The following is a 23,193-nucleotide window of genomic DNA, read 5'->3' on the forward strand; positions in this document are numbered from 1 at the left end:
TCCCTTCTACTGCATCACGAACATCAATAGCGCCGGCAGGCCGATGAAGGCCATGGCGGTGGACCCCAGCACCATGCCGGCGACATCCTCCGGCGCGTTGCCGTAGCGCAGTGCCCAGAGATAGTTGAAGACGGCCACCGGCATCGAGCTTTGCACCAGCACCACGCCGCGCGCCGCCCCGGTCAGCCCCATCGCCCAGGCCACCAGCAGCCCCATGGCGAAGCCGACGGCCAGCCGGAAGGCCGACATCGACAGGGCCCGCACCGCGCCGGAGAGGCGCAGCTTCGACAGCGCCACCCCCAGCGAGAACAGCATCAGCGGCACGGCGCAGTTGCCCAGCAGCGTGGTGGTGTTGCCGATCCACACCGGCAGCGGCAGGTCTGCCAGTTGGATCGCCACCGCCGCCGCCACCGCGTAGATCGTCGGGGTGCGCGCCATCTGCGCCAGATCGAAGCGCCCGGCGGCCAGCGCCGGCCCCAGCGTGAACTGTCCGACCGACATCACCGCATAGAACAGCACGGCAAGGCTGAGGCCGTTCTCGCCGAAGGCGAACAGGCAGACCGGCAGGCCCAGATTGCCGGCGTTGGGGAAGGCCATCGCCGGCACATAGACCCGCAGCGACAGCCCCGACCCCAGCAGCACCGGGACCGACGCCAGCGCGGTCAGCGCCATGCACAGCGTCGCCGCCAGCGCCATCTCCCCCATCACGTCGGCGGACAGGTGCAGCCGGGTCAGGGCGGAGAAGACCAGGCAGGGCGACGACACGTTGATGGCGAAGGTGGTGATGAAGGCGCTGTCGTAAGGCAGCTTCCCCCGGGTCCAGCCATAGCCGAGTGCCGCCACCACGAAAACCGGGGCCAGCACGGCGAAGGCGTCGGACAGAAGGGCGGAGATCGGCATGGAGGCTGGCGGAACCCTGTGCTGCAACCGGTGGGTGGGCGAATTGTCAGCCACCATGGCGGCATTCCCGCCCGCCGTCATCCCCCCAAGCCCAAGCCGGGACGCAGGGCAGCCTCGCGGAGGAGCCATTGCGGTCGTGTCGCCGGGTGCATTGGCGGTAGTCGCCGGTGCGATGGTTTGCCGACCCGGCTTTGCGGTCCAAGTCGCTGCTGAGCCAACCGAAAAGGATCGTCGACATGGCGAATGCGCCGCTGACCGTCATTGCCCTGAACTGTTCGCTGAAAGCATCGGACACGCCGTCCTCCACCGATGTACTGCTGGGTCAGGTGCTGGCCGAACTCACCGGCCAGGGCGTTACCGCGGCCGGCGAGGTGGTGCGGGTCGCCAGGCTGAACATCAAGCCGGGCGTCACCTCGGACGAAGGGGAGGGGGACGACTGGCCGGCATTGCGCAGCCGCATCCTGGCTGCCGACATTCTTCTGCTCGGCACGCCGATCTGGATGGGTCAGCCGTCCTCCGTCTGCAAGCGGGTGCTGGAGCGGATGGACGCCTTTCTGGACGAGACCGACGACGCCGGCCGGATGGTGTCCTTCGGCAAGGTCGCCGCGGTCTGCGTCGTCGGCAACGAGGACGGCGCCCACCATGTCTGCGCCGAGCTGTTCCAGGCGTTGAATGACGTCGGCTTCACGCTCCCCGCGACCGCCGGCACCTATTGGGTGGGCGAGGCAATGGGCAGCACCGATTATCGCGACCTGCCGGAGACGCCGGAACAGGTTGCCACCGCCAACGCCATGCTGGCACGCAATGCCGCCCACTTGGCCGGCCTTTTGAAGAGTGCGCAATATCCCGGCGAGCCGGACTGAGCGGGAACGGCCGCTCTGCCCCGCCCCGAGTCGCAACGCACCCGCCAGGGGGCCGCCGGCTCGGGCCTCGGGCAGGGTGCGATCCCGATGACACAGCCCTGGCGAAACAGGGTTTTTCAGTAAGCTTTGTCTCGAGTCAGTAACGATTTGTAACGAAGCTTGAGGCATAAGGGGCCACCCACTAGGGTGCAATGGCCTCATTCTGCGGATCCGCATGACCACCTCGCCCGGCGCCAAGACCGTTGTTCGGCCCCTGAACAATAAGGCGCAGCAATCCAAACGACAGCCGAACCTCAACAGTCGCCGATTCTCCCTGCGCTCGGTTCTGCTCTGGATTCTATTGTTGCTGTCGGCGGGTTTGTTTCTTGCGCTGGCCGCCTTGCCCGTTGGAAGATTTGCAAGTGCCGCCATCTCGGCCGGCGTGGTGGCCGCCGCCTTCGTGCTCGGGCGCTTCGCCCAGCGCTTCTGGCATGCCCGCACGCTGACCGTTCTGCTGCTGGCCTTCGTCACCTTCCGCTATTTCTTCTGGCGCCTGACCGGCACGCTGCCGCCGGTGGACGATCTGGTGAATTTCATTCCCGGCGTGACCCTGTTCGCGGCCGAGGCGCTGTCCTTCGTCCTGTTTTTGACCTCGCTGTTCGTCATCATCGACCCGCTCGCCCGCGAGCCGTCGGAACCGACGGGCGATCCCGCCTTCTGGCCCAGCGTCGATGTCTACATCCCCTCCTACAACGAGGAGCCGGAGCTGCTGGAGACGACGCTGGCCGCCGCGGTCTGCATCGACTACCCGCGCGACAAGCTGCACGTCTATCTGCTGGACGACGGCGGCACCGACCAGAAGCTGGCCCACAGCGACCCGGAGCAGGCCGCAGCGGCGAAGGCGCGGCGCGAGACGCTGACCGCGCTGTGCGAACGGTTGCAGGTCACCTACATGACCCGGCCGCGCAACGAGCATGCCAAGGCCGGCAACATCAACCACGCCTTTCATAAGACGTCCGGCGATCTGTTGCTGATCCTGGACGCCGACCATGTGCCCACCGTGGGCATCCTGAAGGCGACGGTCGGCTTCTTCCAGCAGGACCCCGGCCTGTTCCTGGTCCAGACCCCGCATTTCTTCGTCAATCCCGACCCGGTCGAATACAACCTCGGCACCTTCGAGCGGATGCCGAGCGAGAACGAGATGTTCTATTACTCGATCCAGCCCGGGCTGGACCGCTGGAACGGCTCCTTCTTCTGCGGGTCCGCCGCCATCCTGCGCCGCGCGGCGCTGGAGGAGGTCGGCGGCTTCAGCGGCGACACGGTGACCGAGGATTGTGAGACGGCGCTGGAGCTGCATTCGCGCGGCTGGCGCAGCGTCTATCTGCCGCGCCCGCTGATCGCCGGATTGCAGCCGGAGACCTTCGACAGCTTCATCGCCCAGCGGTCGCGCTGGACCCAGGGCATGATCCAGCTGTTCCTCCTGAAAAACCCGCTGCTGAAGCGCGGCCTGACAGTCTCGCAGCGGCTGTGCTACCTCAGCACCATGCTCTACTGGTTCTTCTGGTTCTGGCGGCCGATCTTCCTGCTGTCGCCGCTGTGCTATGCCCTGTTCGGGCTGGAGATCTACCGCATCAACCTGCCGGATTTCGGCTGCTTTGTCATTCCGCACGTCTTCGCCGCCGCCTTCCTGTCGCAGTTCCTGCATGGGCGGATGCGCTGGCCGCTGTTCTCGGAGCTGTACGAGTATCTGCAATCCTTCCACGTCTCCCGCGCGGCGCTGGCGACGCTGATCCGGCCGCGCGACCCGGTGTTCAAGGTGACCGCCAAGGGCCAGTCGGTGGAGGAGGACGGCTTCTCGCCGCTCGCCACCCCGTTCATCGTCACCACGCTGCTGCTGGCGGCCGGGCTGGCGGCCTGCGCGTGGCGCTATTCCATCTTCCCCGAACACCGGGCGGCCATCGTTCCGGTGGCGGTGTGGTGCTCGCTGAGCCTGCTGCTGGCGCTTGGCGGCCTCGCCGTCGTCTATGAGCGCAAGCGTGTCCGCCGGCAGGAACGCTTCACCGTCGACCGTTCCGCGGTTCTGAGGTTCGAGGATGGCACCAGCATCGACCTGACGGTCGCCGACGTGTCGGCCGGCGGCGTCGGGCTGATCGTCGACCCGAAATGGCGCGAGCTGCTGAGCCGGCCCGACCAGACGCCGGTGCTGACCATCGCCGCGACGGAGACGGAGGCGGCGACCACCACCGGCGTCCGTTTCTTCCGCATCGAGATGCGCAACGGCGAACTGGCGGTCGGCGCCGGCTTCGCCCCGCGCGACCGCCAGGACATCGTCGAGATGGCGCGCTTCGTCTTCGGCAACAGCGTCGGCTGGGACATTTTCCTCGACCGCAAGCGGGTGGCGGCACCGACCTTCTTCGGCGGTCTGCTGTTCTTCGCCACCCGCGTGGTTCCGCGGCTTGGCCATGTCCTGCTGGCCCTGCCCGGCGCGTTGCGCCGCATCCTGACCTTCCAGGCTCCGTAACGGCGATGGCGGTCCTGGGGAACCATACCGGCGGAGGCCGGCTGTTACGGGCGTCGCTGGCCTTGTTTGCGCTGCTGTCGCTGTGGGCCGGCTGGGCAGCGCCTGCGCTGGCCGCCGACCGCCGGGTGATCCCGCTGTCGAACCTGCGCGACGGCCAGCCGGAGGTCACGCTGCATGGCGAGACGGAGACGGTGGCGCTGCGCGCCGTCCTGCCGCCGGTGATCGGGCTGACCAGCGCCGTGCTGACGCTGACCTACGAGAACGGCATCGACATCCTGCCCGAAAAGGGGTCGATGTCGGTCTTCATCAACGGCTCTCCGGTGGCGGACCTGCCGCTCGCCGCCTTCCGCGGGCCGGTCAACGCCTCCATCACCCTGCCCGGCAGCCTGATCCGCCCCGGCGAGAACCAGATCGTCTTCCAGACCAGCGCCCAGCACCGCGCCATCTGCACGGTCCGCGGCACCTACGATCTGTGGGCGCGGGTCAACCTCGCCGCCTCGTCGCTGACGCTGATGTCCGACGGCGGCGTGCCGGAACCGGACCTCGCCATGGTGCGCCAGCTCCTGGCCTCCGCCGACCGCGCGCGGGAGCCGCTGGCCATCGTCCAGCCCGGCGGCGAGATCGACGCCGATCATCTCGGCTGGGGATCCATGGTGGCGCAGTCCTATGGCCTGCTGCTGGGCGACCAGACCCCGCGGGTGGTGGCGGTGCCGGTGAAGCCGGCCGGCAACGCCCCCAGCACTCCTCCGGGCACGCCAGCTCCGACGCTGGAAAGCCTGGCGCTGCCGGGCGGCAAGAACATCCTCATCGGCACCCGCGACCGCCTCGCCCCCCTGCTGGGCGAGGCGCGGGCCGCCGCCATCGCCGGACCGTTCCTCGGCGTTTATCCCTATGCGGCCAACAGGGGCGGCCCGGAGGGAAGCGGCGCCGGTGGTGGCTTCGTTGCCGTCGCCTCGGGCCGGACCCAGCAGGAGGTCGATCAGGCGGTGATGCGGCTGGCCGACGTGACCCGGCCGCTGCCGACCCAGACCGCGATGATCGTCACCGACGCCGCGGTCCCGGCCGCGCCGCCGGCCCCGCCGGTGCAAATGGAGGGGCGCTACCGTCTGTCGGACCTCGGCTTCCAGACGGTGCAGCACAGCGGCTACCGCTACACCGGGCGCTTCGGTCTGACCCTGCCGGCCGGCTTCGCCCCGGTCAGCGACCGCTCCATCCTGTTCCATGTCAACGCCGCGTTCGAGGGCAATCTCGGCCCCGGCGCGGTGCTGAACGTCCGGGTCAACGGCAAGCCGGCCGGCGCCATGGAGATCGACAAGCGTTCCAGCGGCATCATCGAGAATGGCGAGATGCCGCTGCCGATGGCGCTGTTCCGTCCCGGCCCCAACCTGATCGAGCTGGAGGCGGAGCTGCCGCCGGCCGGCGGCACCGACTGCGTCTTCGCGGTGCGGCGCCCGACCTTCACCCTGCTGGACAGCTCCAGCATCGAGATCCCCGGCTTCGCCCGTCTGGTCACGCTGCCGAGCCTGGGCGGCTTCGCCAATACCGCCTTTCCCTATGGCGGCACCGCCGGGGGCGAGCAGGCGCCGCCCTTCGATCTGGTGGTCGTCGGGCGCGACCCCGCCTGGTTCGGCGCCGCCTGGAGCCTGACCGCCAAGCTGGCGCAGCGGGCCGGCGACCTGATGGCGGTGGTGCCCTACATCGGCTGGGACGGGCTGCCGAACGACAATGCGCTGATCGTCGGCCCGGTCGCGGCGCTGCCGCAGGCCGTCTTCACCTCGGCCCCGCTGCCGGCCGACCGGCTGGCCGGGCTGTTGGAGGCCGGCGCCCTGATCGCTCAGGCCAAGGCCCGTGGCGAGCCGATGGCGGCGGCCGACCGCCGCGCCCTGGTCGACCGGCTGCGGCTGGGCTGGTCCGGCACTGCCGCCCGTCCGGGACCGGCGCGGGCGGGGACGATACCGCAGGGAATGGGGCAACCGATGGGCGTCGCGGGCTCGGCGCTGACCGCCGACGGCGGTGCGGCCAACCGCTGGCAGCGGATGGCGGGCGACGCCAAGGATCCGGCCGCCGCCGGGCGCGGCTGGGTGCCCGACTGGGCGCGGCGGCTGATGGGTGCGGCGGCGCGCTACATCAACAGCTGGACGGTGGAGGAGGCGCCGGTCGACGTGGTCGCGCTGACGGAGAATGCCGAAACCCTGCCGGAGGCGGCGCTGCTGCAATACCGCGCGCCGGGGGCCGAGCCGCTGACCTGGACGCTGCTGACCGCGGCGGATCCGCGCGCCGTCGACCGCGCCATGCGCAGCCTGGGCGAGGCCGGGCTGTGGGACAAGCTGCGCGGCGGCGGGGCGCTGTGGAGCAGTGCGGCGCCGGCCATCACCACGCTGGAGGTGTCGCGTCCCTACCAGATCATTCTCAATCCCTTTGACATCGGCAACCTGATCCTGATTCTGGCCCGCAACCTGTCGCAGCGGATCGAGCTTCTTTTCGCCCTGCTGCTGGGGACGGCGGTGGTGCTGACGGTCAGCATGCGCCTTCTGCTGAAGAGCGGGCATCGGGAACGGAGCGGGTCATGACGTCCCCTGTCGGAACATCGCGGCGCGGCATGCTGGTCGGGACGGCCGCCCTCGGGTTGGCTGCGGCCGTACCCGGCGCCTCGCGCGCGGCACCCTATGACGGGGCGGCGTGGCGCCGCTATGCCGAACGCTTCCTGCTGCCGGAAGGCCGCATCGTCGACACCGGCAACAAGGGCATCAGCCATTCCGAAGGGCAGGGCTACGGCATGCTGCTGGCGGTGGCGGGGGGCGACCGCGCCGCCTTCGACCGGCTGTGGGGCTGGACCCAGCGCGTGCTGATGGTGCGCGGCGACGGGCTGGTGGCGTGGCGCTGGACGCCCGACGGCGGGGTCGCCGACCGCAACAACGCATCCGATGGCGACATGCTGATCGCCTGGGCGCTGCTGCGCGCCGCCGAGACCTGGCAGGCGGAGGCCTACCGCACCGCCGCCGCCGCCATCGTCAAGGCGCTGGCCGCCGGGGTTCTGGTGGAGCAGGCCGGGCTGACCGTGCTGCTGCCCGGACGCGACGGCTTCCGCAAGGGCGAGACGCTGGTCCTCAACCCCAGCTACTGGATTTTTCCCGCCATCCGCGCCTTCGCCGCTCTGCCGGGGGGCGAGCGCTGGGGCAAGCTGTCGGATTCCGGGCTGGTTCTGCTGTCGAAGGCGCGCTTCGGCGGCTTCCAGCTGCCGCCGGACTGGATGACCCTGGACGCCGCCGGAACGGTTAGCATCGCCGACGGCTTCAAGAAACAGTATGGCTACGACGCCGTGCGGGTGCCGCTCTATCTGGCGATGGACGGCTATCGCGATCCCTATTACTTCCGCCCCTTCGCGACGCTGGCGACCAAGTTTGGCGGCTCGGCGGTTCCCGCCACCGTGTCGCTGCCGGGCGGCACCACCACCCAGGTGGCGGCGTCGGTCGGCATGCTGGCGGTCTACCGGCTGGCCTGCAAGCTGGCCGGGGCCGGCGATGCCGTGACGGTGCCGCCGCTGGCGCCCGACGAGGATTACTACTCCACCACCTTGGCCCATCTTTCCGCGCTGGCGGCGCAAAGCCTGGGGATCGATCCGTGACCCGTCCTCTCCTCCTTTCCGCCCTTCTCCTCGCCGGAATCGCCGCGGCAGGTGGGTCCGATGCCTGGGCGCAGTCGAACGGCGGCGCCCGCGCGCTGGCTCCCGGCGTGAAGGTGGAGGTGGCGCCGGCTCCCGGCAGCGGCTCCGCCCCCACCGCCGGCAAGGTGGACGAGACGGCGCTGCGCTATTACGCCCGCATCGGCGACGGCGAGCGGATGGAGGCGGAGATCGCCCGCCTGCGCGCGCTCGACCCCGGCTGGGAACCGCCCAAGGACCTGTTCGCGCCGCAGCCGACCGCTGCCGGCGTTGACGAGTCGCCGTTCTGGACTTTGGTGTCGGCCGGCAAGGTGGCGGAGGCACGGGCCGCCATCGCCGAACAGCGGCGCAAGTCGCCGTCCTGGCAGCCGTCCGACAAGCTCCTCCAGGAACTCGACCTCGCCGAGAGCGCCGGGCGCATCCGCTCGGCCAGCGACACCAAGCGCTGGCAGGAGGTGGTCGATGCCGCCGCCGCCCAGCCGGAGGCGGTGGCCTGCAACCGGCTCGACAATGCCTGGCGTCTGGCGGAGGCCTATGCCGAGCTGAAGCAGACCGACCGCGCCTTCGACACCTACAAGACCATCGTCACCACCTGCCCCAAGGCGAAGGAGCGGCGCGACACCATCTTCAAGGCGTCGCGCCATCTCAGCCCGGAGCGGCTGCGCGAGCTGTCGGCGCTCGGCGCCACCGCCAACCCGGCGACGGGAGAAGACTACTCCGCCGTCCGCAGCGCCGAGGCGGAGCTGGAGACCGGCCGCCTGCTGGAGCGCTTGGGGAACGCCAAGCCCGGCGCCCTGTCGGCGGGCGACCTGTCGCGCGTCCAGGGCATCGTCCGCGACAAGCAGGACGCCGACGGCGCCATCGCGCTCGGCTGGTATTTCCAGAAGCAGAAGAATTTCGCAGAAGCGCAGAGCTGGTTCACCCAGGCCAACGAGTGGACGCCGTCGGACAAGGCGGCGGAAGGGCTGGTGCTGGCTTACAACGGGTTGGGCGACAAGGCGCAGGCCCGTGCCGCCGCTGCCCCCTGGAAGGGCAAGTCGAGCCGCATCGACCAGGCGCTGAAGGCGGTGGATCCGCCGCGCGGCCCCGCCGGCCCCGGTGGCGGGCGCACCGCACCGCAGGGCCCGAGCGAGCTTGACCGCGCCCTGGCCCGCCACGACTTCGCCGCGTGCATCAGCATCATCCGCGGCACCATCGCCAGAAGCGGCCCGACCGCCGCTCTGTTGCAGCAGCGTGGCTGGTGCCTGCTGGAGCTGAAGCGCCCGTCGGAGGCCGAGGCCGCCTTCGCCGAGGCGCAGACGCTGGCCGCCCGCGAACCGGCAAAAGGCGGGGCTTCGGCGACCGGAGCAGCGGCCGGAAAGGCGGGCAGCCGCAGCCCCGCCGCATCGGGCCTGCCGCAGACGGCGACGCCGGCCCAGGAGAACGCCTACGGGCAGGCCATCGCGCGGCTGGCGACCGGCGACGTGACCGGCCTGACCCGCGACCTGCCGCGCGCCAACCTGACCCCGACGCAGCGGGCGGAAATCCGCGCCTCGCTGATGGCGACGGAGGCCGGCCGGGCGCTGGAGGACAAGCGCTACAACGACGTGCTGCGCCTGCTCGACGCCCGCAAGGAGCTGGAGCCGGAGCCGCGTAACCTCGGCATCGTGCGCGGCTGGGCGCTGTACAACCTGATGCGCTATGACGAGGCCTATGTGCAGTTCAAGTCCATCGACGACCGGCTCAGTACCGAGGAATCGCGCGAAGGCCTCTCCACCGCCTGGAAGACGATCTACCATGACTGGTAAGGAAGCCCCGATGGCCGTTATGCGGATGGCCCCGACTCCCATGCGCCGGACCGCAGGGCGCGCCGCGCTGTGGACGGCGCTGGCGGCGGCCACGCTGCTGACCTCCGGCTGCGCCGGCTGGGTCCGCGACAACCTGACCCAATCGGCCACCCCCTGGCGCCGCATCCAGCCGGCGGCGCTGCCGGTGACCCTGCCGGACAGCCGCGACTTTCCCATCGTCGCCGCCCGCATGCGCGACACCGGCACGGTCTACAAGACCTACAACGTGGCGCTGGGCAACCCGACCTCGCTGGCCGGGGAGAACCGCCTGACCGTGGACGTGCAGACCCTGCCGGACAGCCTGTTCGGGGCCCTGGTCCAGCCGCCGCGCGTCTTCCCGGTGCCGCTCTACACCATGGAAACGCTGACGGTGACGACCCGTCGCGAGTTTCCCGACATGAAGGTGAAGGTCGCCGACGGCGCCCGCCGCAACCGCTACGGCGACTACGACTACGCCACCGCCCAGGACGCGGTGAACAGCTGCGTGCTCGCCTGGCAGCTGATCACCGACCACAAGCGGATGCTGCCGGAACGGATCGAGGCGGTGCGGCTGGAATACCGGGTCTGCGGCGTCGGCTCCGACATCCGCGCCCTGCTGGCCCCCTTCGACGGACTGACCCTGACCCTGCCGGAGACGATCCTGGAAGCGCAGGATCTGGGGGGGCTGTAGCCCCGGTGGCGGTCGCGGGTTTCGCTGGTCGGGATCAGCGGGGCTGGATCGTGCTGCCCCCTGGCGCACCCACGACCATCCGCTTCCCCTTCCTGCACTTCCTCGAAAAGTGAGGCGTCCTCACGCCGCCTGCGCCGTCCGCTCCCGCAACCGCTGCTCCAGCGCCCGCCAGCGCGGCTCGACCGCCTCCAGCGCGCGCTGCTTGACCGGGCCGAAGCCGCGAATTTCCTGCGGCAAGACCGCCAGCTCCACCGCGGTGGCGAGCCGGTCGGCAGACAGCCGCTCGGCGATCTCCGCCACCGTCGCCTCATAGCGGGCGACTAGGGCGCGCTCCATCTTCCGCTCCGCCGTATAGCCGAACGGGTCGAGCGCCGTGCCGCGCAGACGTTTCATCGCCGCCAGCCCACGGAATACCGGCAGGATCCAGGCGCCGAGCGCCATCTTGCGCGGCTCGCCATAGCCGTTGGTGTCGCGCGACAGCAGGGGAGGGGCGAGGTGGAAGACCGGCTTCCAATCGCCCTCGAACCGCTCCTTCAGGCTTTTGGCAAAGGCCGGATCGCTGTGCAGGCGGGCGACCTCATACTCGTCCTTGTAGGCCATCAGCGTGAAGGCGCTGCGCGCCACCGCTTCCGCCAGCGCGGTCGATCCGGGGGCGACGCGGGTCTCCGCCTGCCGCCCCCGCTCCACCAGCGCGCGGTAGCGGTCGGCATAGGCGCGGTCCTGATAGTCGGCCAGGAACGCCGCCCGCCGCTCGACGATGCTGGCCAGATCGGTGGCGGGCGCTTCCTCCTCCGCACCCAGCGTCGCCAGCAGCTCCGGCCGGTGAGCGGCGAGGCGGCCGAAGGCGAAGGCGCGCAAATTGGCGGGCACGCCGGTGCCGTTCAGCTCGATGGCGCGGGTCAGCGCCTCCAGCCCGACCGGCAGCAGCCCCTTCTGGAAGGCGACGCCCATCAGGAAGACGTTGGCGAGGATGCTGTCGCCGAACAGCGCGGTGACCACCCGGTTGGCGTCCACCACCTCGACCCGCTCGGGTCCGGCGGCACGGCGCAAGCTGCGCAGCAGCGATCCGGCATCGGGCAGTTTGCTGCCGTCACGGGTGAAGGCGCCGGTCGGGGCGACATGGGCGTTCGCCACCACCCGCGTGCGGCCCAGCCGCACCGTCTTCAGCGCGTCGGGCGAGGCCGCGACCACCGTGTCGCAGGCCAGCACCAGCTGCGCCTGTTTCGGGTCGATCCGCGCCTGATTGAGCCGTGCCGCGTCACCTGCCACCCGCAGATAGCTGTAGACCGCACCGCCCTTCTGCGCGAATCCCATGAAGTCGAGCACCGAGGACGCCTTGCCCTCCAGATGCGCCGCCATCGCCAGCACCGCGCCGATGGTGACGACGCCGGTGCCGCCGACGCCGACGATGAGGATTTCCGCCGGGTCGTCTGTGCTGGAAAAATGCGGCAGCGGCAGCGCCGCCAGATCGTCGGCGAAGCGGGCGGCGACGCTGTCGGGGTTCGGCTTGCGCAAGGTTCCGCCGACCACCGAGACGAAGCTGGGGCAGAAACCGTCGGCGCAGGAATAGTCCTTGTTGCAGCTGGACTGGTCGATCTGCCGCTTCACGCCGAATTCGGTCTGCTTCGGCTGTACCGACAGGCAGTTCGACTTCTTGCCGCAATCGCCGCAGCCTTCGCAGACCAGATCGTTGATCACCATGCGGCGCGCCGGGTCGGCCATGGTGCCGCGCTTGCGCCGGCGGCGCTTCTCGGCGGCGCAGGTCTGTTCATAGACGATGGCGGTGACGCCGGGAATCTCGCGCATCTCGCGCTGGACGGCGTCGAGATCCTCGCGGTGATGCACGGTGGTGAAGGGCGCAAGGCCGCTGCGGCTGTCGTACTTCTCCGGCGCGTCGCTGACCACGGCGATGCGGGTGATGCCTTCCGCCGCCAGCTGGCGGGTGATGGCGTCGACGGAGATCGGGCCGTCCACCGGCTGGCCGCCTGTCATGGCGACGGCGTCGTTGAACAGGATCTTGTAGGTGATGTTGATTTTGGCGGCCACCGCCTGCCGGATCGCCAGCAGGCCGGAATGAAAATAAGTGCCCTCGCCCAGATTCTGGAAGATGTGCGGGCGCTTGCTGAAGGGCGCCTGCCCGATCCAGCTGACGCCCTCGCCGCCCATCTGGCTGAGGCCCACCGTGTCGCGGTCCATCCACGACGCCATGAAATGGCAGCCGATGCCGGCCATCGCCTTGCTGCCCTCCGGCACCTTGGTCGAGCTGTTGTGCGGACAGCCGGAGCAAAAATAGGGCGTGCGCGGCAGGGCGGGGGCGGTGGGTGCTTCGCCCGGCAGCAGATCCGCCAGCCGGGCGGAAAAGTCGCGTTCCGGGAAACGGTGGCGGATGCGCTCCACCAGCGCTTTGGCGACGATCCAGGGCCGCAGTTCGCCGGTGGCGGGCAGGAGATGGGCGCCGAACTCGTCGGTCTTGCCGACGACGGCGCGCGGCCGCTCGCCGGCCGGCAAATGGAACAGCAGGTCCTTCAACTGGCCCTCGACGACCGGCGCCTTCTCCTCGACCACCAGAATCTCTTCCGAGCTGCGGGCAACGGTCAGGGCGAAGTCGGGTTCCAGCGGCCAGGACAGGCCGATCTTGTGGACCGACAGCCCGATCTCCGCCGCCTCCGCCGGGCCGATGCCCAGCAGGCGCAACGCCTCCATCAGGTCGAGATGCGCCTTGCCGGTGGTGACGATGCGCAGCCAGCCCGCAGCCCCTAGGACAGTGCGGTCGATCCGGTTGACGCGGGCGAAGGCCTTCACCGCCGCGATTTTGGCGGCCAGCCGCTCCTCGATGGCGAGGCTGGGCAGGTCGGGCCAGCGGTAATGCAAGCCTCCCGGCGGCGGATCGAACGCCACCGGCAGGAAGCCGCGCTCCAGCGACGGCAGCCGGACGGTGGCCGAGCTTTCCACCGATTCCGAGATCGCCTTGAAGCCGACCCACGCCCCGGAAAAGCGCGACAGGGCGTAACCATAGAGGCCGAAATCGAGATACTCGCGCACGCCCGACGGGTTCAGCACCGGCATCGACCACGCGATCATCGCAAGGTCGCTCTGGTGCGGCATGCTGGAGGACACGCAGCCATGGTCGTCGCCGGCCACCGCCAGCACCCCGCCGCGCGGCGAGCTGCCATAGGCGTTGGCATGCTTCAGCACGTCGCCGGAGCGGTCCACCCCCGGCCCCTTGCCGTACCACATCCCGAACACGCCATCGACGGTGGCCTCGCCGGAGGATTCGACCTGCTGGGTGCCCATGACGGCGGTGGCGCCCAGATCCTCGTTCACGCCGGGGACAAAGGTGATGGCGTTGGCATCGAGATGCCCTCTAGCCTGCCACAGCGCCTGATCCAGCCCGCCCAGCGGCGAGCCGCGATAGCCGCTGACGAAGCCGGCGGTGTTCAGCCCCGCCCGTCGGTCGCTCTCCGCCTGGAGCAGCAGCAGGCGGACCAGCGCCTGGGTGCCGGAGAGATAGACTTGACCCTCGGCCCGGCCATATCGGTCGTCCAGGCGATAGCTCCGGTCGATCTCCGCCCGCTCCGCCGTCCCCTGCTCCGGCCGCAGACCTTTCGGCATGCCGTCCATCTCTCGTCCCCTCGGATTTCTTTTCTGGGGACAAGTCTGCGCCTTTCGCAGGCAAATGATTTTGCGGGTTGGCCGGGGATCGGGGGTGTTCGGAAAATCCTGTTGCGGATTATTGGTGGACTCAGCGAAATTTTTGCGCGGCACCGGCGCGTCCGGGCGGGGCTACCCCCGCAGGGCGGCGCGGCGGTCGGCCCGCATCAGGGCGGCCCCGCGTTCGGCGATCATCACCGTCGGCGTGTTGGTATTGCCGGAGGTCAGCGTCGGCATCACCGAGGCGTCGATCACCCGGAGGCCGCGCACGCCGCGCACCCGCATCTCGGCATCGGTGACAGCGGTGGCATCGTCCGCGCCACCCATCCGGCAGGTGCCGACCGGGTGGAAGATGGTGGTACCGATGTCGCCGGCGGCCCGTGCCAGTTCCTCCTCGCTCTGGTAACTGGGGCCGGGCTTGTATTCCTGCGGGTGGTAGGGGGCCAGCGCCGGCTGCGAGACGATGCGCCGGGTCAGCGCCAGCGCCTTGGCCGCCTTCGCCCGGTCGGCCGGATCGGACAGGTAGCAGGGGGCGATGGCCGGGTTGGCGCGGTGATCGGCGCTGGTGATGCGGGTCCAGCCGCGCGACGCCGGGCGCAGGTCGCAGACGCTGGCGGTGAAGGCGGGGAAGCCGTGCAGCGGATCGCCGAACTTCTCCAGCGACAGCGGCTGCACATGATATTCCAGGTCGGCGCTTTCGACCTCCGGCGACGATTTGGCGAAGACGCCGAGCTGGCTGGGCGCCATGGTCAACGGCCCCTTGCGGAACAGCGCATATTCCAGCCCCATCATCGCCTTGCCGAACAGGTTGCCCGCCCGCTTGTTCAGCGTGACGATGCCGTCGACCTTGTAGATCATGCGCAGTTGCAGATGGTCCTGCAAATTGGCGCCGACGTCCGGCGCGTCCAGCACCACCGGAATGCCGAGCGACGTCAGATGCGCCGCCGGGCCGATGCCGGAGCGCTGGAGGATCGCCGGGCTGCCGATGGACCCGGCGGCCAGCACCGTCTCGATCCTGGAGGTCGCCCGCGCCGGCTGTCCGTTCACGGTGAAGCGGATGCCGGTGGCGCGGCCGTCGGCGATCTCCACCCGGTCGATGGCCGCATCGATGGCGAGCTTCAGGTTCGGGCGGTCGAGGGCAGGGCGCAGGAAGGCCTTGGCGGCGCTCCAGCGGATGCCGCCCTTCTGGTTCACCTCGAAACTGCCGACGCCCAGATTGTCGCCGCGGTTGAAATCGTCGTTGCGGGGAATGCCGACCTGCCGGGCCGCCTCGGCGAAGCGGTCGAGGAGGTCCCAGCGCAGCCGCTGCCGCTCCACCCGCCATTCGCCGCCGCTGCCATGCATCTCGTCGGCGCCGCGCCAGTAATCCTCGCTGCCCTTGAAGACCGGCAGCACCTCCTTCCAGCTCCAGCGGCTGTCGCCGGTGAGAGCGGCCCATTCGTCGTAGTCGCGCGCCTGCCCGCGCATGGCGATCATGCCGTTGATCGACGAGCAGCCGCCCAGCACCTTGCCGCGGGCGTAATGGATGCTGCGGCCGTTCAGCCCCGGCTCGGCCTCCGTCTTGAAACACCAGTCGGTGCGCGGGTTGCCGATGCAGAACAGGTAGCCGGCGGGGATGTGCAGCCAGATCCAGCTGTCCTTGCCGCCGGCCTCCAGCAGCAGCACCGAGACGTCGGGATCGGCCGACAGCCGGTTGGCCAGCACGCAGCCGGCCGTGCCGCCCCCGGCGATGATGTAATCGAAGCTGCCGAAGTCGAGCACGCCTGCCATCCCGTCCGCCATCCGCGTCCCTCCCGAGGGATCTGTTGATTTGTCAGGCATATTAGATTGCTGACCGGGCGGACGATCCAGCGAAATTTCGCCGCAGCGGGATCCGTCGCCGCGGACTCCCCGCTCACTCCGCCCTCTTACTCGGCCATCCGCCGCCGCTCGCGCTCCGTCAGCAGATCGACGAAGGCCCGCACCTTGGTCGGGCGGAAACGGGCGGCCGGGAAGACGGCGTGGATGCCGCCCGGTGGCAGGCTCCAGCCCGGCAGGATGCGGACGAGCCGGCCGGACGCCAGATCGTCGGCCACGCAATAGTCCGGCAGGACCGACAGCCCGGCCCCCTCGCGCACCGCCTCGCGCACGGCGAAGGTGGCGTCCAGCGCGATGGATGCCCGCGGCGACACCGTGCGCACCTCGCCGGTCGCGGCGGTGAACTGCCAGCTCAGCGGGTTGCGCAGCACCGTGTTGGCGACGAAGGGCAGGGCGGCGATGTCGTCCGGCCCGGCGTCCTTGCCAACTCCCTCGCCGATCCGGGCGCCCAGGGCCGGGGTGCCGACCAGAAGCTGGCGGAAGCTGCCGAACTGGCGGGCCTGGAGGCTGGTGTCGGCCAGCCAGCCGACGCGGATGGCGAGATCGAAGGTGCCGCCGACGAGGTCGAGCGACTGGTCGGACAGGGCCATGTCGGCCTTGCAGGCAGGGTGGGCGGCGACGAAGGCGGCGATGGCCGGAACGACCACCGCGACCCCGTAATCGAACGGCGCGGTCAGCCGCAGCAGCCCGGACGGCGCGGCCGCGGTCTCCGCCAGCTCGCCGAAGGCATCCTCGGCCTCGCGCAGGATCACGACACAGCGGCGGTGGAAGGCCATGCCGGCCTCGGTTGGCCGCACCTTGCGGGTGGTGCGGACCAGCAGGCTGGCGCCGACCTCCTCCTCCAGCTTCGCCACCTGCTGGCTGACCACCGCCTTGGTGATGCCCAGCCGCGCCGCCGCCGCGGTGAAGGAACCGGTCTCCACCACCGCGGCGAAATAGGCGATGCGGTTCAGATGCCTGGGGTCGCTCATCGGACGCCTGACGATTGTTTGCCGATGGCATACGATATGTCGGTTTTGTGCCGGCTACCCAGCACAATCGGCCGGGGTTAAGGTCATCCCCATCGCCCCACCGCCAGCCACGGATGCTTTTCATGAGCCGGACCAGGACCGTCACCTATCTGTTCGACCCGCTCTGCGGCTGGTGCTACGGCGCTTCGCCGGCAATCGCGACGCTGTCGGATGTCGAAGATCTCGTACTGGAACTGCTGCCGACCGGCCTGTTTTCCGGCGCGGGCGCCCGGCCCCTGGACGACGGCTTCGCCGCCCATGCCTGGGCCTACGACCAGCGCATCCACGCCCTGACCGGGCAGGTCTTCAGCGAGCGCTACCGCACCGATGTCCTGGGCGACCGGAGCCAGCGGATCGACAGCGGTCCGGCGACGCTGGCCCTGACGGCGGTGGCGCTGACCGCGCCCGACCGCGAGTTCGCGGCGCTGGCCGCCATCCAGTCGGCGCGCTATGCCGACGGGCTCGACATCACCGCGGCGGCGACGCTGACCGACATCCTGACCGGCCTGGGCCTCGATGCCGCCGCGTCGCTCTTCGCCGAGGGGGCGGCTGAGGGGATGGGCGAGCTGACGGTCGCCGACGCCGCGCGGGTGGAGCGCGGCCGGCAGCTGATGGCCGCCTACCGCGCCAGCGGCGTGCCGACCCTGCTGTTCGACGACGGGTCGCACCGGCGCAAGCTCGATTCCGAAATCCTCTTCTCCAAGCCCGGCCGGCTGGCCGCCATTCTCAGCGCCGGCTGACGGCGAACACCGAACCCGCACCGACCTCGAGGACATCGACGATGATCACACGCAGGGACCTCCTTGCCACCACTGCGCATGGCCTGACGCTGGCGGGGGCCGTAACCCTCCTGGCTCCGGCCGGCGCGCTTGCCGCCACGGCGACGCCGTCGGCCGCTCCGCTGGGCTGGCAGGCATTTCCGGCCGGTGACAGCGGCTTCTTCCGCGCTCCGGTCCTGCTGTCCGGCAGCCGCGAAGCGATCCTGATCGACGGCGGCTTCACCCTGTCCGACGGCAAGGCGCTGGCCGAAGGCATCAAGGCGACCGGCAAGACGCTGACGACCGTCTATGTCAGCCAGAGCGATCCCGACTACTATTTCAGCCTGGGTCCCGTGCGGGGGGCCTTCCCCGATGCCCGCATCGTCGCCGCCCCGGCCACCGTCGAGGCGATCAAGGGCAATGTCGAAAAGAAGCTGGCGGTCTGGGGACCGTCCTTGAAGGAGAACGGCCCGCAGACCCTGGCCGATGTGGTGATGCCGCAACCCTTCGACGCTGCCGCGCTGACACTGGAAGGCCAGACCATCGAAATCGTCGATGTCCAGGGGATGGCGAACCGCCGGTACCTGTGGGTGCCGTCGCTGCGCGCCGTCTTCGGCGGCGTGCTGGTGACGTCGGGATTGCATGTCTGGACCGCCGACACCCCGACGGCGGAGGCGCGGGCCGCCTGGGTGAAGGCGCTGGACGCCATGGCCGCCCGCGATCCGGCCGTGGTGGTCGCTGGCCATGCCGCGCCAGGTGCCGCACCCGATGCGACCGCCATCGCCTACACCAAGGCCTATCTCCTGGCCTTCGAGGAGGAGCTTGCCAAAGCGAAGACGAGCGCCGATCTGATCGCCGCCATGAAGCGGCGCTACCCCAGCGCCGAAAAGGCAATCTCGCTCGAAATCGGTGCCAAGGTGGCGATCGGCGAGATGAAGTGGGGCTGACGCCCCACCGTCTCCTGCCACCCCGCTTTCACTTCCGGTTCACCAGCGCCACGCCGCAGACCGCCACGGCCATGCCGGCCAATGCGGCGACGCCCAGCTTCTCGCCGAACAGCACCCAGGCGACCAGGGCCGTCACCGGCGGGGTCAGGTAGAACAGGCTGGCGACCTTGGCCGCCGCACCGCGGCGGATCAGGGCGAACAGCAGGAAGATGGCGCCGACCGACAGCACGAAGCACAGCCACAACAGGGCGAAGATGAACTCGCCCGTCCACTGCACCTGCATCGTCTCGGTCAGCGGGGCAACCACCGCCAGCACGACAGCGGTGGCGGCATACTGGATGGCGGTGCCGCTGCGCAGGTCCATGCCGCCGCCATGGCGCTTCTGGTACAGCGTGCCGAGCGTGATCCCGACCAGCGCCGCCATGGCATAGCCGATGCCGATCAGGTGCTCGGTGTCGACCGACAGCTTCTCGCGCACCACAAGACCGACGCCGGCAAGGCCAAGCAGCAGGCCGACCCATTGCCGGCCGCTGACCCGTTCGCCCAGCAGCGGGCCGGACAGGGCGGCGGTCAGCAGCGGCTGGATACCGACGATCAGCGCGGTGACGCCGGCCGGCAGCCCATGGGCGATGGCAAGGAAGACGCCGCTGAGGTAGACGCCGTGCACCAGCAGCCCGGCCAGCGCGATCCGCCCGGCGGTCGCCCAGTCCTTGGGCCAGGGTGCCCGGCTCGCCAGCGCCACCAGCGCCAGCACCACGGCGACCAGCCCCAGCCGGATCAGCAGGAAGGTCAGCGGCTCCACATAAGGCAGGCCGTATTTCGCGCCGATGAAGCCGGTGCTCCACAGCAGCACGAAAAGGCCCGGCATCAGGCGCAGCCAGCTCTGGCCGCCCGTCGCGGTCCCGCCCATCTCCAAAATCCTTCCCCGTCCGGTCAGCTCACCGCCGGAACGGCCGGAGACGACTGGGTCGGCTGGCGGCGCGCTTCGGCGACCGCCTGGATGTGGGACTGCAAATCCGCGTCCTTCTGCACCAGCCGGCGGAAATCCTTCTCATCCAACACGAGCAATTGGCAATAGCCCAGCGCCCGCACGTCTGCATTGCGCCGCTGGCGGGACAGGAGCGCCATCTCGCCGAAGAAGTCGCCGGTGCCGAGTTTCACCGGCTCCGCCAGCATCGGCACCAGCACCTCGACCGCCCCCGATGCGATGAAAAACATGGCGTCGCCGCGGTCGCCCCTGCGCACGATGGTCTCGCCCGGCAGCGCCAGCTGGGCGCGCAGCAGCGTGGCGATGGTCGCCACCCGCTCCGCCGGCAGTTCGGCGAACAGCGGCACCCGGCGCACCAGCTCCGCCACGTCGAAGCGGACATCCAGCTTCGGCAGCCGTTCCAGCGCCCGGCGGCGTTGTTCCAGATCGCGCTCCAGGTCGGTCAGCACCTCCTGGCTGATGATCGATTCGGCGTGCATGGCGCGGTATTCGGCATGCTCCAGCCGCAGCGCGGCCCGGCCGACATAGCGGCTTTGCAGCACCACCGCATAGTCGGGATATTGCAGCTTCAGGGCCGACAGCGCCTGCTCGACGATGCCCAGCCGGCCGACCAGCATGCCCTCCAGCACGAACGCCACCTCCTGGCCCAGCACGCGGGCCAGCCGGTCGCGGGTAAAGGCCAGCAGCTCGCGCAGCACCGTGCGCACGGCGACCAGCACCTCGAACCGCATCGACAGGCGTCGGGCCAGCGGGCCGTGGATGCCGAAGCGGCGTTGCAGCCAGCTGGCGGTCCGCATCCAGGGCGAGAAGGCGATGAACGGCTCCTCGAAGGCGCGATAGCCGTTGCGGCCCTGGCTCTTGACCGCGTCGAGCAGGCGCCCGCTGCGGCCGGCCAGCATCTCCATCACCGCGCGCGACACCACCCCTTCGGAGAAGTGGGCGTAATAAAGTTCTTCCTCGCGGTTCACCAGGATGACGAGGCCGATGGTGACGCGGTCCTCGTCGGTCAGCTTGGCCTCCTCCTGGCTGTCGCGGTCGATCTTCTTCAGCCGCTCCTCGTAGCGGGCGATCATCACGTCCTTGACCGCGCCATCCACCTCATAGGTCTGGGCGACGGCGGAGACGCGGTCGCGGATGCTGTCGGTGGACAGCGCCAGCGCCCGGTTGCGCATGGCGCGCTCCACCGGCGTCAGCTCGTCCAGCTTCAACAGGCTGATCAGCCAGCGCAGCGTGGTGCCGTTGACGAACAGCGTGACGAAGACGAAGCCGGTGACCATCACGGCGATGAAGCTCTGGAGCTTGTCGGGCACCCGGAAATTCTCGGTCACCGCCAGGGCCAGCGTCAGCGACACCGCCCCGCGCATGCCGCCCCACAGCATCACCGACTTGTAGGAATTGCTGACCTTCTGCGCCAGCCCGGCCCAGGACAGCACCGGCAGCAGCCCGAACAGCACCACCGCCCGCGCGGCGAAGGCCGCCAGCACCACGACCACCACCAGCCCGACCTCCGCCCAGCCGGCGTCGGCCAGCAGGCGCGGCACCAGGATGGCGGTCAGCAGGAAGATCATGGAGTTGGCCCAGAAGCCCAGCTGCTGCCAGACATGCTCCATGGCGCCCCAGGTGGCGGGGGAGATGCGGGTGCGCCCGACCGAGCCGATGACCAGCGCCGAGGTCACCGTCGCGACCACGCCCGACGCGCCGACATAATGGTCGGCCAGCACATAGGACAGGTAGGCCAGCGCCACCGTCAGCGTGATCTCCGCCATCGGCTGGTTGCGCACCGGCTCCACCAGCATGCAGACGATGCGGCCGCAGACATAGCCGGTGACGACGCCGCCGGAGAAGTCGCGCAGGAAATCCACCGCCGCCGCCGCCGCCCCGCCGTGGGAGGTGCGGGTCAGCATTTCCAGCAGCAGGGTGAAGAGCGCGATGGCCGCGGCGTCGTTCAGCAGGGCTTCACCCTCGACCAGCGTGGTCAGCCGCCTTGGTGCACCGAGGTCGCGGAAGATGCCGATCACCGCCGCCGGGTCGGTGGAGGCGACGATGGCGCCCAGCAGCAGGCAGGCGACCAGCGGCAGCGGGGTGAACAGGTTGACGGCATAGCCGACGGCGAAGGTGCAGACGAAGACCGCCACCACCGCCATCAGCAGGATCGGCCCCAGATCCTCGAACAGCCGCCGCACATCGACCGCCAGCGCCGTCTCGAACAGCAGGATCGGCAGGAAGACGTGCAGAAGCACGTCCGACGAGACGTCCAGTTCGGCCAGCGAATTCAGGAAATCGTGCAGCGGATCCTTGCCCGGTCCGGCGAAGGTCTGGATCACGGCCCCCAGCGCCACGCCGACGCCGGCCAGCAGCACCGTGTAGGGCATCTGGAAGCGGGCGGCGAGAGGCGGCAGGAAACTGACGAGGGCGAGAAGCCCGGCAACGCCGAGGACTTGAATGACGATGTCGTGCATGGTTCCACGGAACGGCTGCGGCGTGGGCTGCACGGTATCGCCGCACTGTGGCGGGGGCAAGGCCATGGGCCGCAGATTCCTGCGGCAAAAATGGTCCGCAGCGATGCGCCGGCCGCGAGCAGGGGGTCATCCCGCTCCGACGTATTCCCCCTCCCGTTATCCGGCGCTCACCGCCAGCCGCCGTCCTTCGTCAGGCCGGACAGGATGTCCGACAGGATGGCGTGGGTGGCGCGGGCGGCGGCCGACATCGGCCGTCCGGCGGCATGGGCCAGCAGGATGCTGCGGTCGATCTGCGGGTCGGCGATGGGCAGGCCGGTCAGCCGCTCCGCCGCCACGCCGTGGCGCGCCACCCGGTCCGACAGCACGGTATAGCCGCAGCCTTCCGCCACCAGCGCCTTGATCTGCTCCAGCGCGTCGATCTCCAGCGCCACGGTGACGCTTGCCCGCGCCAGCAGGGCGGCATGCTCCACCTCCTCGCGCACGCCGTGCGGCCGGCCGGGCAGGATCAGCGGCAGGGAGAGCGCCTCGGCGAAGGGGATGGCGCTGCGGCCACGCAGCAGCGGGTCGTCGGCCGGCCCGACCAGATGCAGTTTCTCTCGCGCCACCAGTTGGGTCTCCAGCCCGCCCATCTCCTTGGTGCCGAACACCAGCGCGAGGTCGAGCTGCCCCGACAGCACCCATTCCAGCATGTGGCCGGACAGCCCCTCGACCACCCGCAGGCGGATTTGCGGGTGGGTGCGCCGCACCGCCAGCGCCAGCGGCACGGTCAGCACCGGCCCCAGCGAGGTCGGGATGCCGACGGTCGCCGGACCTGCCGGCACCGCCTCCACCGCCCTCACCTCGTCGCGCAGCCCGTCCATCTGGCCGATCAGCGCCGCCGCCCGCTGCGCCAGCCGCCGCCCGCTTTCCGTCGGCACCACGCCACGCGCCGTGCGCAGCACCAGCTGGCAGCCGAAATCCTCCTCCAGCCGCTTCAGATGCAGGCTGAGCGCCGGCTGCGCCACCCGCAGCACATCCGCCGCGCGGGAGATCGAGCCATGCTCGACGATGCCCAGGAAATAGCGAAGCTGCCGCACATCCATCCCGCCGGAACCCCTGCCGTC

The 23,193-nt window shown here is 70.0% G+C and carries 15 protein-coding genes; 8 read left to right on the forward strand and 7 right to left on the reverse strand.

Going from position 1 to position 23,193, the window contains the following annotated elements; all coding sequences use genetic code 11:
• Positions 1–6: 6 nt before the first annotated feature.
• Positions 7–957, reverse strand: a complete 951-nt coding sequence (locus ABNQ39_RS18345) for an AEC family transporter (RefSeq protein ID WP_376962426.1) — start codon at positions 955–957, stop codon at positions 7–9.
• Between the two features lie 179 nt (positions 958–1,136).
• Between ABNQ39_RS18345 and ABNQ39_RS18350 the strand changes: the two genes are divergently transcribed.
• The 6 genes from ABNQ39_RS18350 to bcsN all read left to right on the forward strand — a co-directional run bounded on the left by ABNQ39_RS18350 (position 1,137) and on the right by bcsN (position 10,420).
• Positions 1,137–1,763 carry a flavodoxin family protein gene (locus ABNQ39_RS18350; RefSeq protein ID WP_376962428.1) on the forward strand — a complete coding sequence of 209 codons (627 nt, stop codon included), beginning with the start codon at positions 1,137–1,139 and terminating at the stop codon, positions 1,761–1,763.
• A gap of 343 nt (positions 1,764–2,106) precedes the next feature.
• Positions 2,107–4,263 (forward strand): UDP-forming cellulose synthase catalytic subunit, encoded by a 2,157-nt coding sequence (gene bcsA, locus ABNQ39_RS18355; RefSeq protein ID WP_376962430.1) that lies wholly within the window; start codon positions 2,107–2,109, stop codon positions 4,261–4,263.
• A 5-nt stretch (positions 4,264–4,268) separates the two neighbouring features.
• Complete coding sequence (locus ABNQ39_RS18360; RefSeq protein WP_376962432.1) at positions 4,269–6,833, forward strand: cellulose biosynthesis cyclic di-GMP-binding regulatory protein BcsB; 2,565 nt, start codon at positions 4,269–4,271, stop codon at positions 6,831–6,833.
• The gene (locus tag ABNQ39_RS18365) at positions 6,830–7,888 is read left to right on the forward strand and encodes a glycosyl hydrolase family 8 (RefSeq protein ID WP_376962434.1); all 1,059 of its coding nucleotides are present in this window, start codon (positions 6,830–6,832) and stop codon (positions 7,886–7,888) included. Before ABNQ39_RS18360 ends, ABNQ39_RS18365 begins: the two co-directional genes overlap by 4 nt.
• Entirely contained in the window at positions 7,885–9,711 is a 1,827-nt protein-coding gene (locus tag ABNQ39_RS18370) for a hypothetical protein (RefSeq protein ID WP_376962436.1), read from the forward strand. The genes ABNQ39_RS18365 and ABNQ39_RS18370 overlap by 4 nt, the downstream gene beginning before the upstream one ends.
• Positions 9,712–9,751: 40 nt before the next feature.
• Positions 9,752–10,420 carry a cellulose biosynthesis protein BcsN gene (gene bcsN, locus ABNQ39_RS18375; RefSeq protein ID WP_376962438.1) on the forward strand — a complete coding sequence of 223 codons (669 nt, stop codon included), beginning with the start codon at positions 9,752–9,754 and terminating at the stop codon, positions 10,418–10,420.
• 120 nt (positions 10,421–10,540) lie between these two features.
• Here the strand turns inward: bcsN and ABNQ39_RS18380 are convergent, their stop codons facing one another.
• The 3 genes from ABNQ39_RS18380 to ABNQ39_RS18390 form a co-directional block, all read right to left on the reverse strand.
• Positions 10,541–14,032 carry an indolepyruvate ferredoxin oxidoreductase family protein gene (locus ABNQ39_RS18380; protein WP_376962440.1) on the reverse strand — a complete coding sequence of 1,164 codons (3,492 nt, stop codon included), beginning with the start codon at positions 14,030–14,032 and terminating at the stop codon, positions 10,541–10,543.
• 171 nt (positions 14,033–14,203) lie between these two features.
• The gene (locus ABNQ39_RS18385) at positions 14,204–15,841 is read right to left on the reverse strand and encodes a GMC family oxidoreductase (protein WP_376962618.1); all 1,638 of its coding nucleotides are present in this window, start codon (positions 15,839–15,841) and stop codon (positions 14,204–14,206) included.
• A gap of 137 nt (positions 15,842–15,978) precedes the next feature.
• The gene (locus tag ABNQ39_RS18390) at positions 15,979–16,899 is read right to left on the reverse strand and encodes a LysR family transcriptional regulator (protein WP_376962442.1); all 921 of its coding nucleotides are present in this window, start codon (positions 16,897–16,899) and stop codon (positions 15,979–15,981) included.
• Between the two features lie 122 nt (positions 16,900–17,021).
• Here ABNQ39_RS18390 and ABNQ39_RS18395 point away from each other — a divergent pair, with 122 nt between their 5' ends.
• Both ABNQ39_RS18395 and ABNQ39_RS18400 read left to right on the forward strand, forming a co-directional pair.
• The gene (locus tag ABNQ39_RS18395) at positions 17,022–17,678 is read left to right on the forward strand and encodes a DsbA family protein (RefSeq protein WP_376962444.1); all 657 of its coding nucleotides are present in this window, start codon (positions 17,022–17,024) and stop codon (positions 17,676–17,678) included.
• Positions 17,679–17,719: 41 nt separating this feature from the next.
• Complete coding sequence (locus tag ABNQ39_RS18400; protein WP_376962446.1) at positions 17,720–18,643, forward strand: MBL fold metallo-hydrolase; 924 nt, start codon at positions 17,720–17,722, stop codon at positions 18,641–18,643.
• 28 nt (positions 18,644–18,671) lie between these two features.
• Here ABNQ39_RS18400 and ABNQ39_RS18405 read toward each other — a convergent pair whose 3' ends face one another.
• The 3 genes from ABNQ39_RS18405 to ABNQ39_RS18415 form a co-directional block, all read right to left on the reverse strand.
• Positions 18,672–19,553: a DMT family transporter gene (locus ABNQ39_RS18405; protein WP_376962448.1), complete on the reverse strand. Its 882-nt coding sequence runs from the start codon at positions 19,551–19,553 to the stop codon at positions 18,672–18,674.
• Between the two features lie 23 nt (positions 19,554–19,576).
• Complete coding sequence (locus ABNQ39_RS18410) at positions 19,577–22,156, reverse strand: cation:proton antiporter (protein ID WP_376962450.1); 2,580 nt, start codon at positions 22,154–22,156, stop codon at positions 19,577–19,579.
• A 101-nt stretch (positions 22,157–22,257) separates the two neighbouring features.
• Positions 22,258–23,172, reverse strand: a complete 915-nt coding sequence (locus ABNQ39_RS18415) for a LysR family transcriptional regulator (RefSeq protein WP_376962452.1) — start codon at positions 23,170–23,172, stop codon at positions 22,258–22,260.
• Between the last annotated feature and the right edge of the window lie 21 nt (positions 23,173–23,193).

The sequence above is a fragment of the Azospirillum sp. A26 genome (assembly GCF_042604635.1).
In the GTDB taxonomy this organism is placed as follows: domain Bacteria; phylum Pseudomonadota; class Alphaproteobacteria; order Azospirillales; family Azospirillaceae; genus Azospirillum; species Azospirillum palustre.

Bases quoted from the DNA above. Each gene is read 5' to 3' on its own strand.
- ABNQ39_RS18405 (WP_376962448.1), bottom strand. From the start codon at position 19,553: ATGGGCGGGACCGCGACGGGCGGCCAGAGCTGGCTGCGCCTGATGCCG.
- ABNQ39_RS18415 (WP_376962452.1), bottom strand. From the start codon at position 23,172: ATGGATGTGCGGCAGCTTCGCTATTTCCTGGGCATCGTCGAGCATGGC.
- bcsN (WP_376962438.1), top strand. From the start codon at position 9,752: ATGCGCCGGACCGCAGGGCGCGCCGCGCTGTGGACGGCGCTGGCGGCG.
- ABNQ39_RS18360 (WP_376962432.1), top strand. From the start codon at position 4,269: ATGGCGGTCCTGGGGAACCATACCGGCGGAGGCCGGCTGTTACGGGCG.
- ABNQ39_RS18350 (WP_376962428.1), top strand. From the start codon at position 1,137: ATGGCGAATGCGCCGCTGACCGTCATTGCCCTGAACTGTTCGCTGAAA.
- ABNQ39_RS18400 (WP_376962446.1), top strand. From the start codon at position 17,720: ATGATCACACGCAGGGACCTCCTTGCCACCACTGCGCATGGCCTGACG.
- ABNQ39_RS18395 (WP_376962444.1), top strand. From the start codon at position 17,022: ATGAGCCGGACCAGGACCGTCACCTATCTGTTCGACCCGCTCTGCGGC.
- ABNQ39_RS18365 (WP_376962434.1), top strand. From the start codon at position 6,830: ATGACGTCCCCTGTCGGAACATCGCGGCGCGGCATGCTGGTCGGGACG.
- ABNQ39_RS18385 (WP_376962618.1), bottom strand. From the start codon at position 15,841: ATGGCAGGCGTGCTCGACTTCGGCAGCTTCGATTACATCATCGCCGGG.
- ABNQ39_RS18410 (WP_376962450.1), bottom strand. From the start codon at position 22,156: ATGGCCTTGCCCCCGCCACAGTGCGGCGATACCGTGCAGCCCACGCCG.
- ABNQ39_RS18390 (WP_376962442.1), bottom strand. From the start codon at position 16,899: ATGAGCGACCCCAGGCATCTGAACCGCATCGCCTATTTCGCCGCGGTG.
- ABNQ39_RS18345 (WP_376962426.1), bottom strand. From the start codon at position 957: ATGGTGGCTGACAATTCGCCCACCCACCGGTTGCAGCACAGGGTTCCG.
- ABNQ39_RS18380 (WP_376962440.1), bottom strand. From the start codon at position 14,032: ATGCCGAAAGGTCTGCGGCCGGAGCAGGGGACGGCGGAGCGGGCGGAG.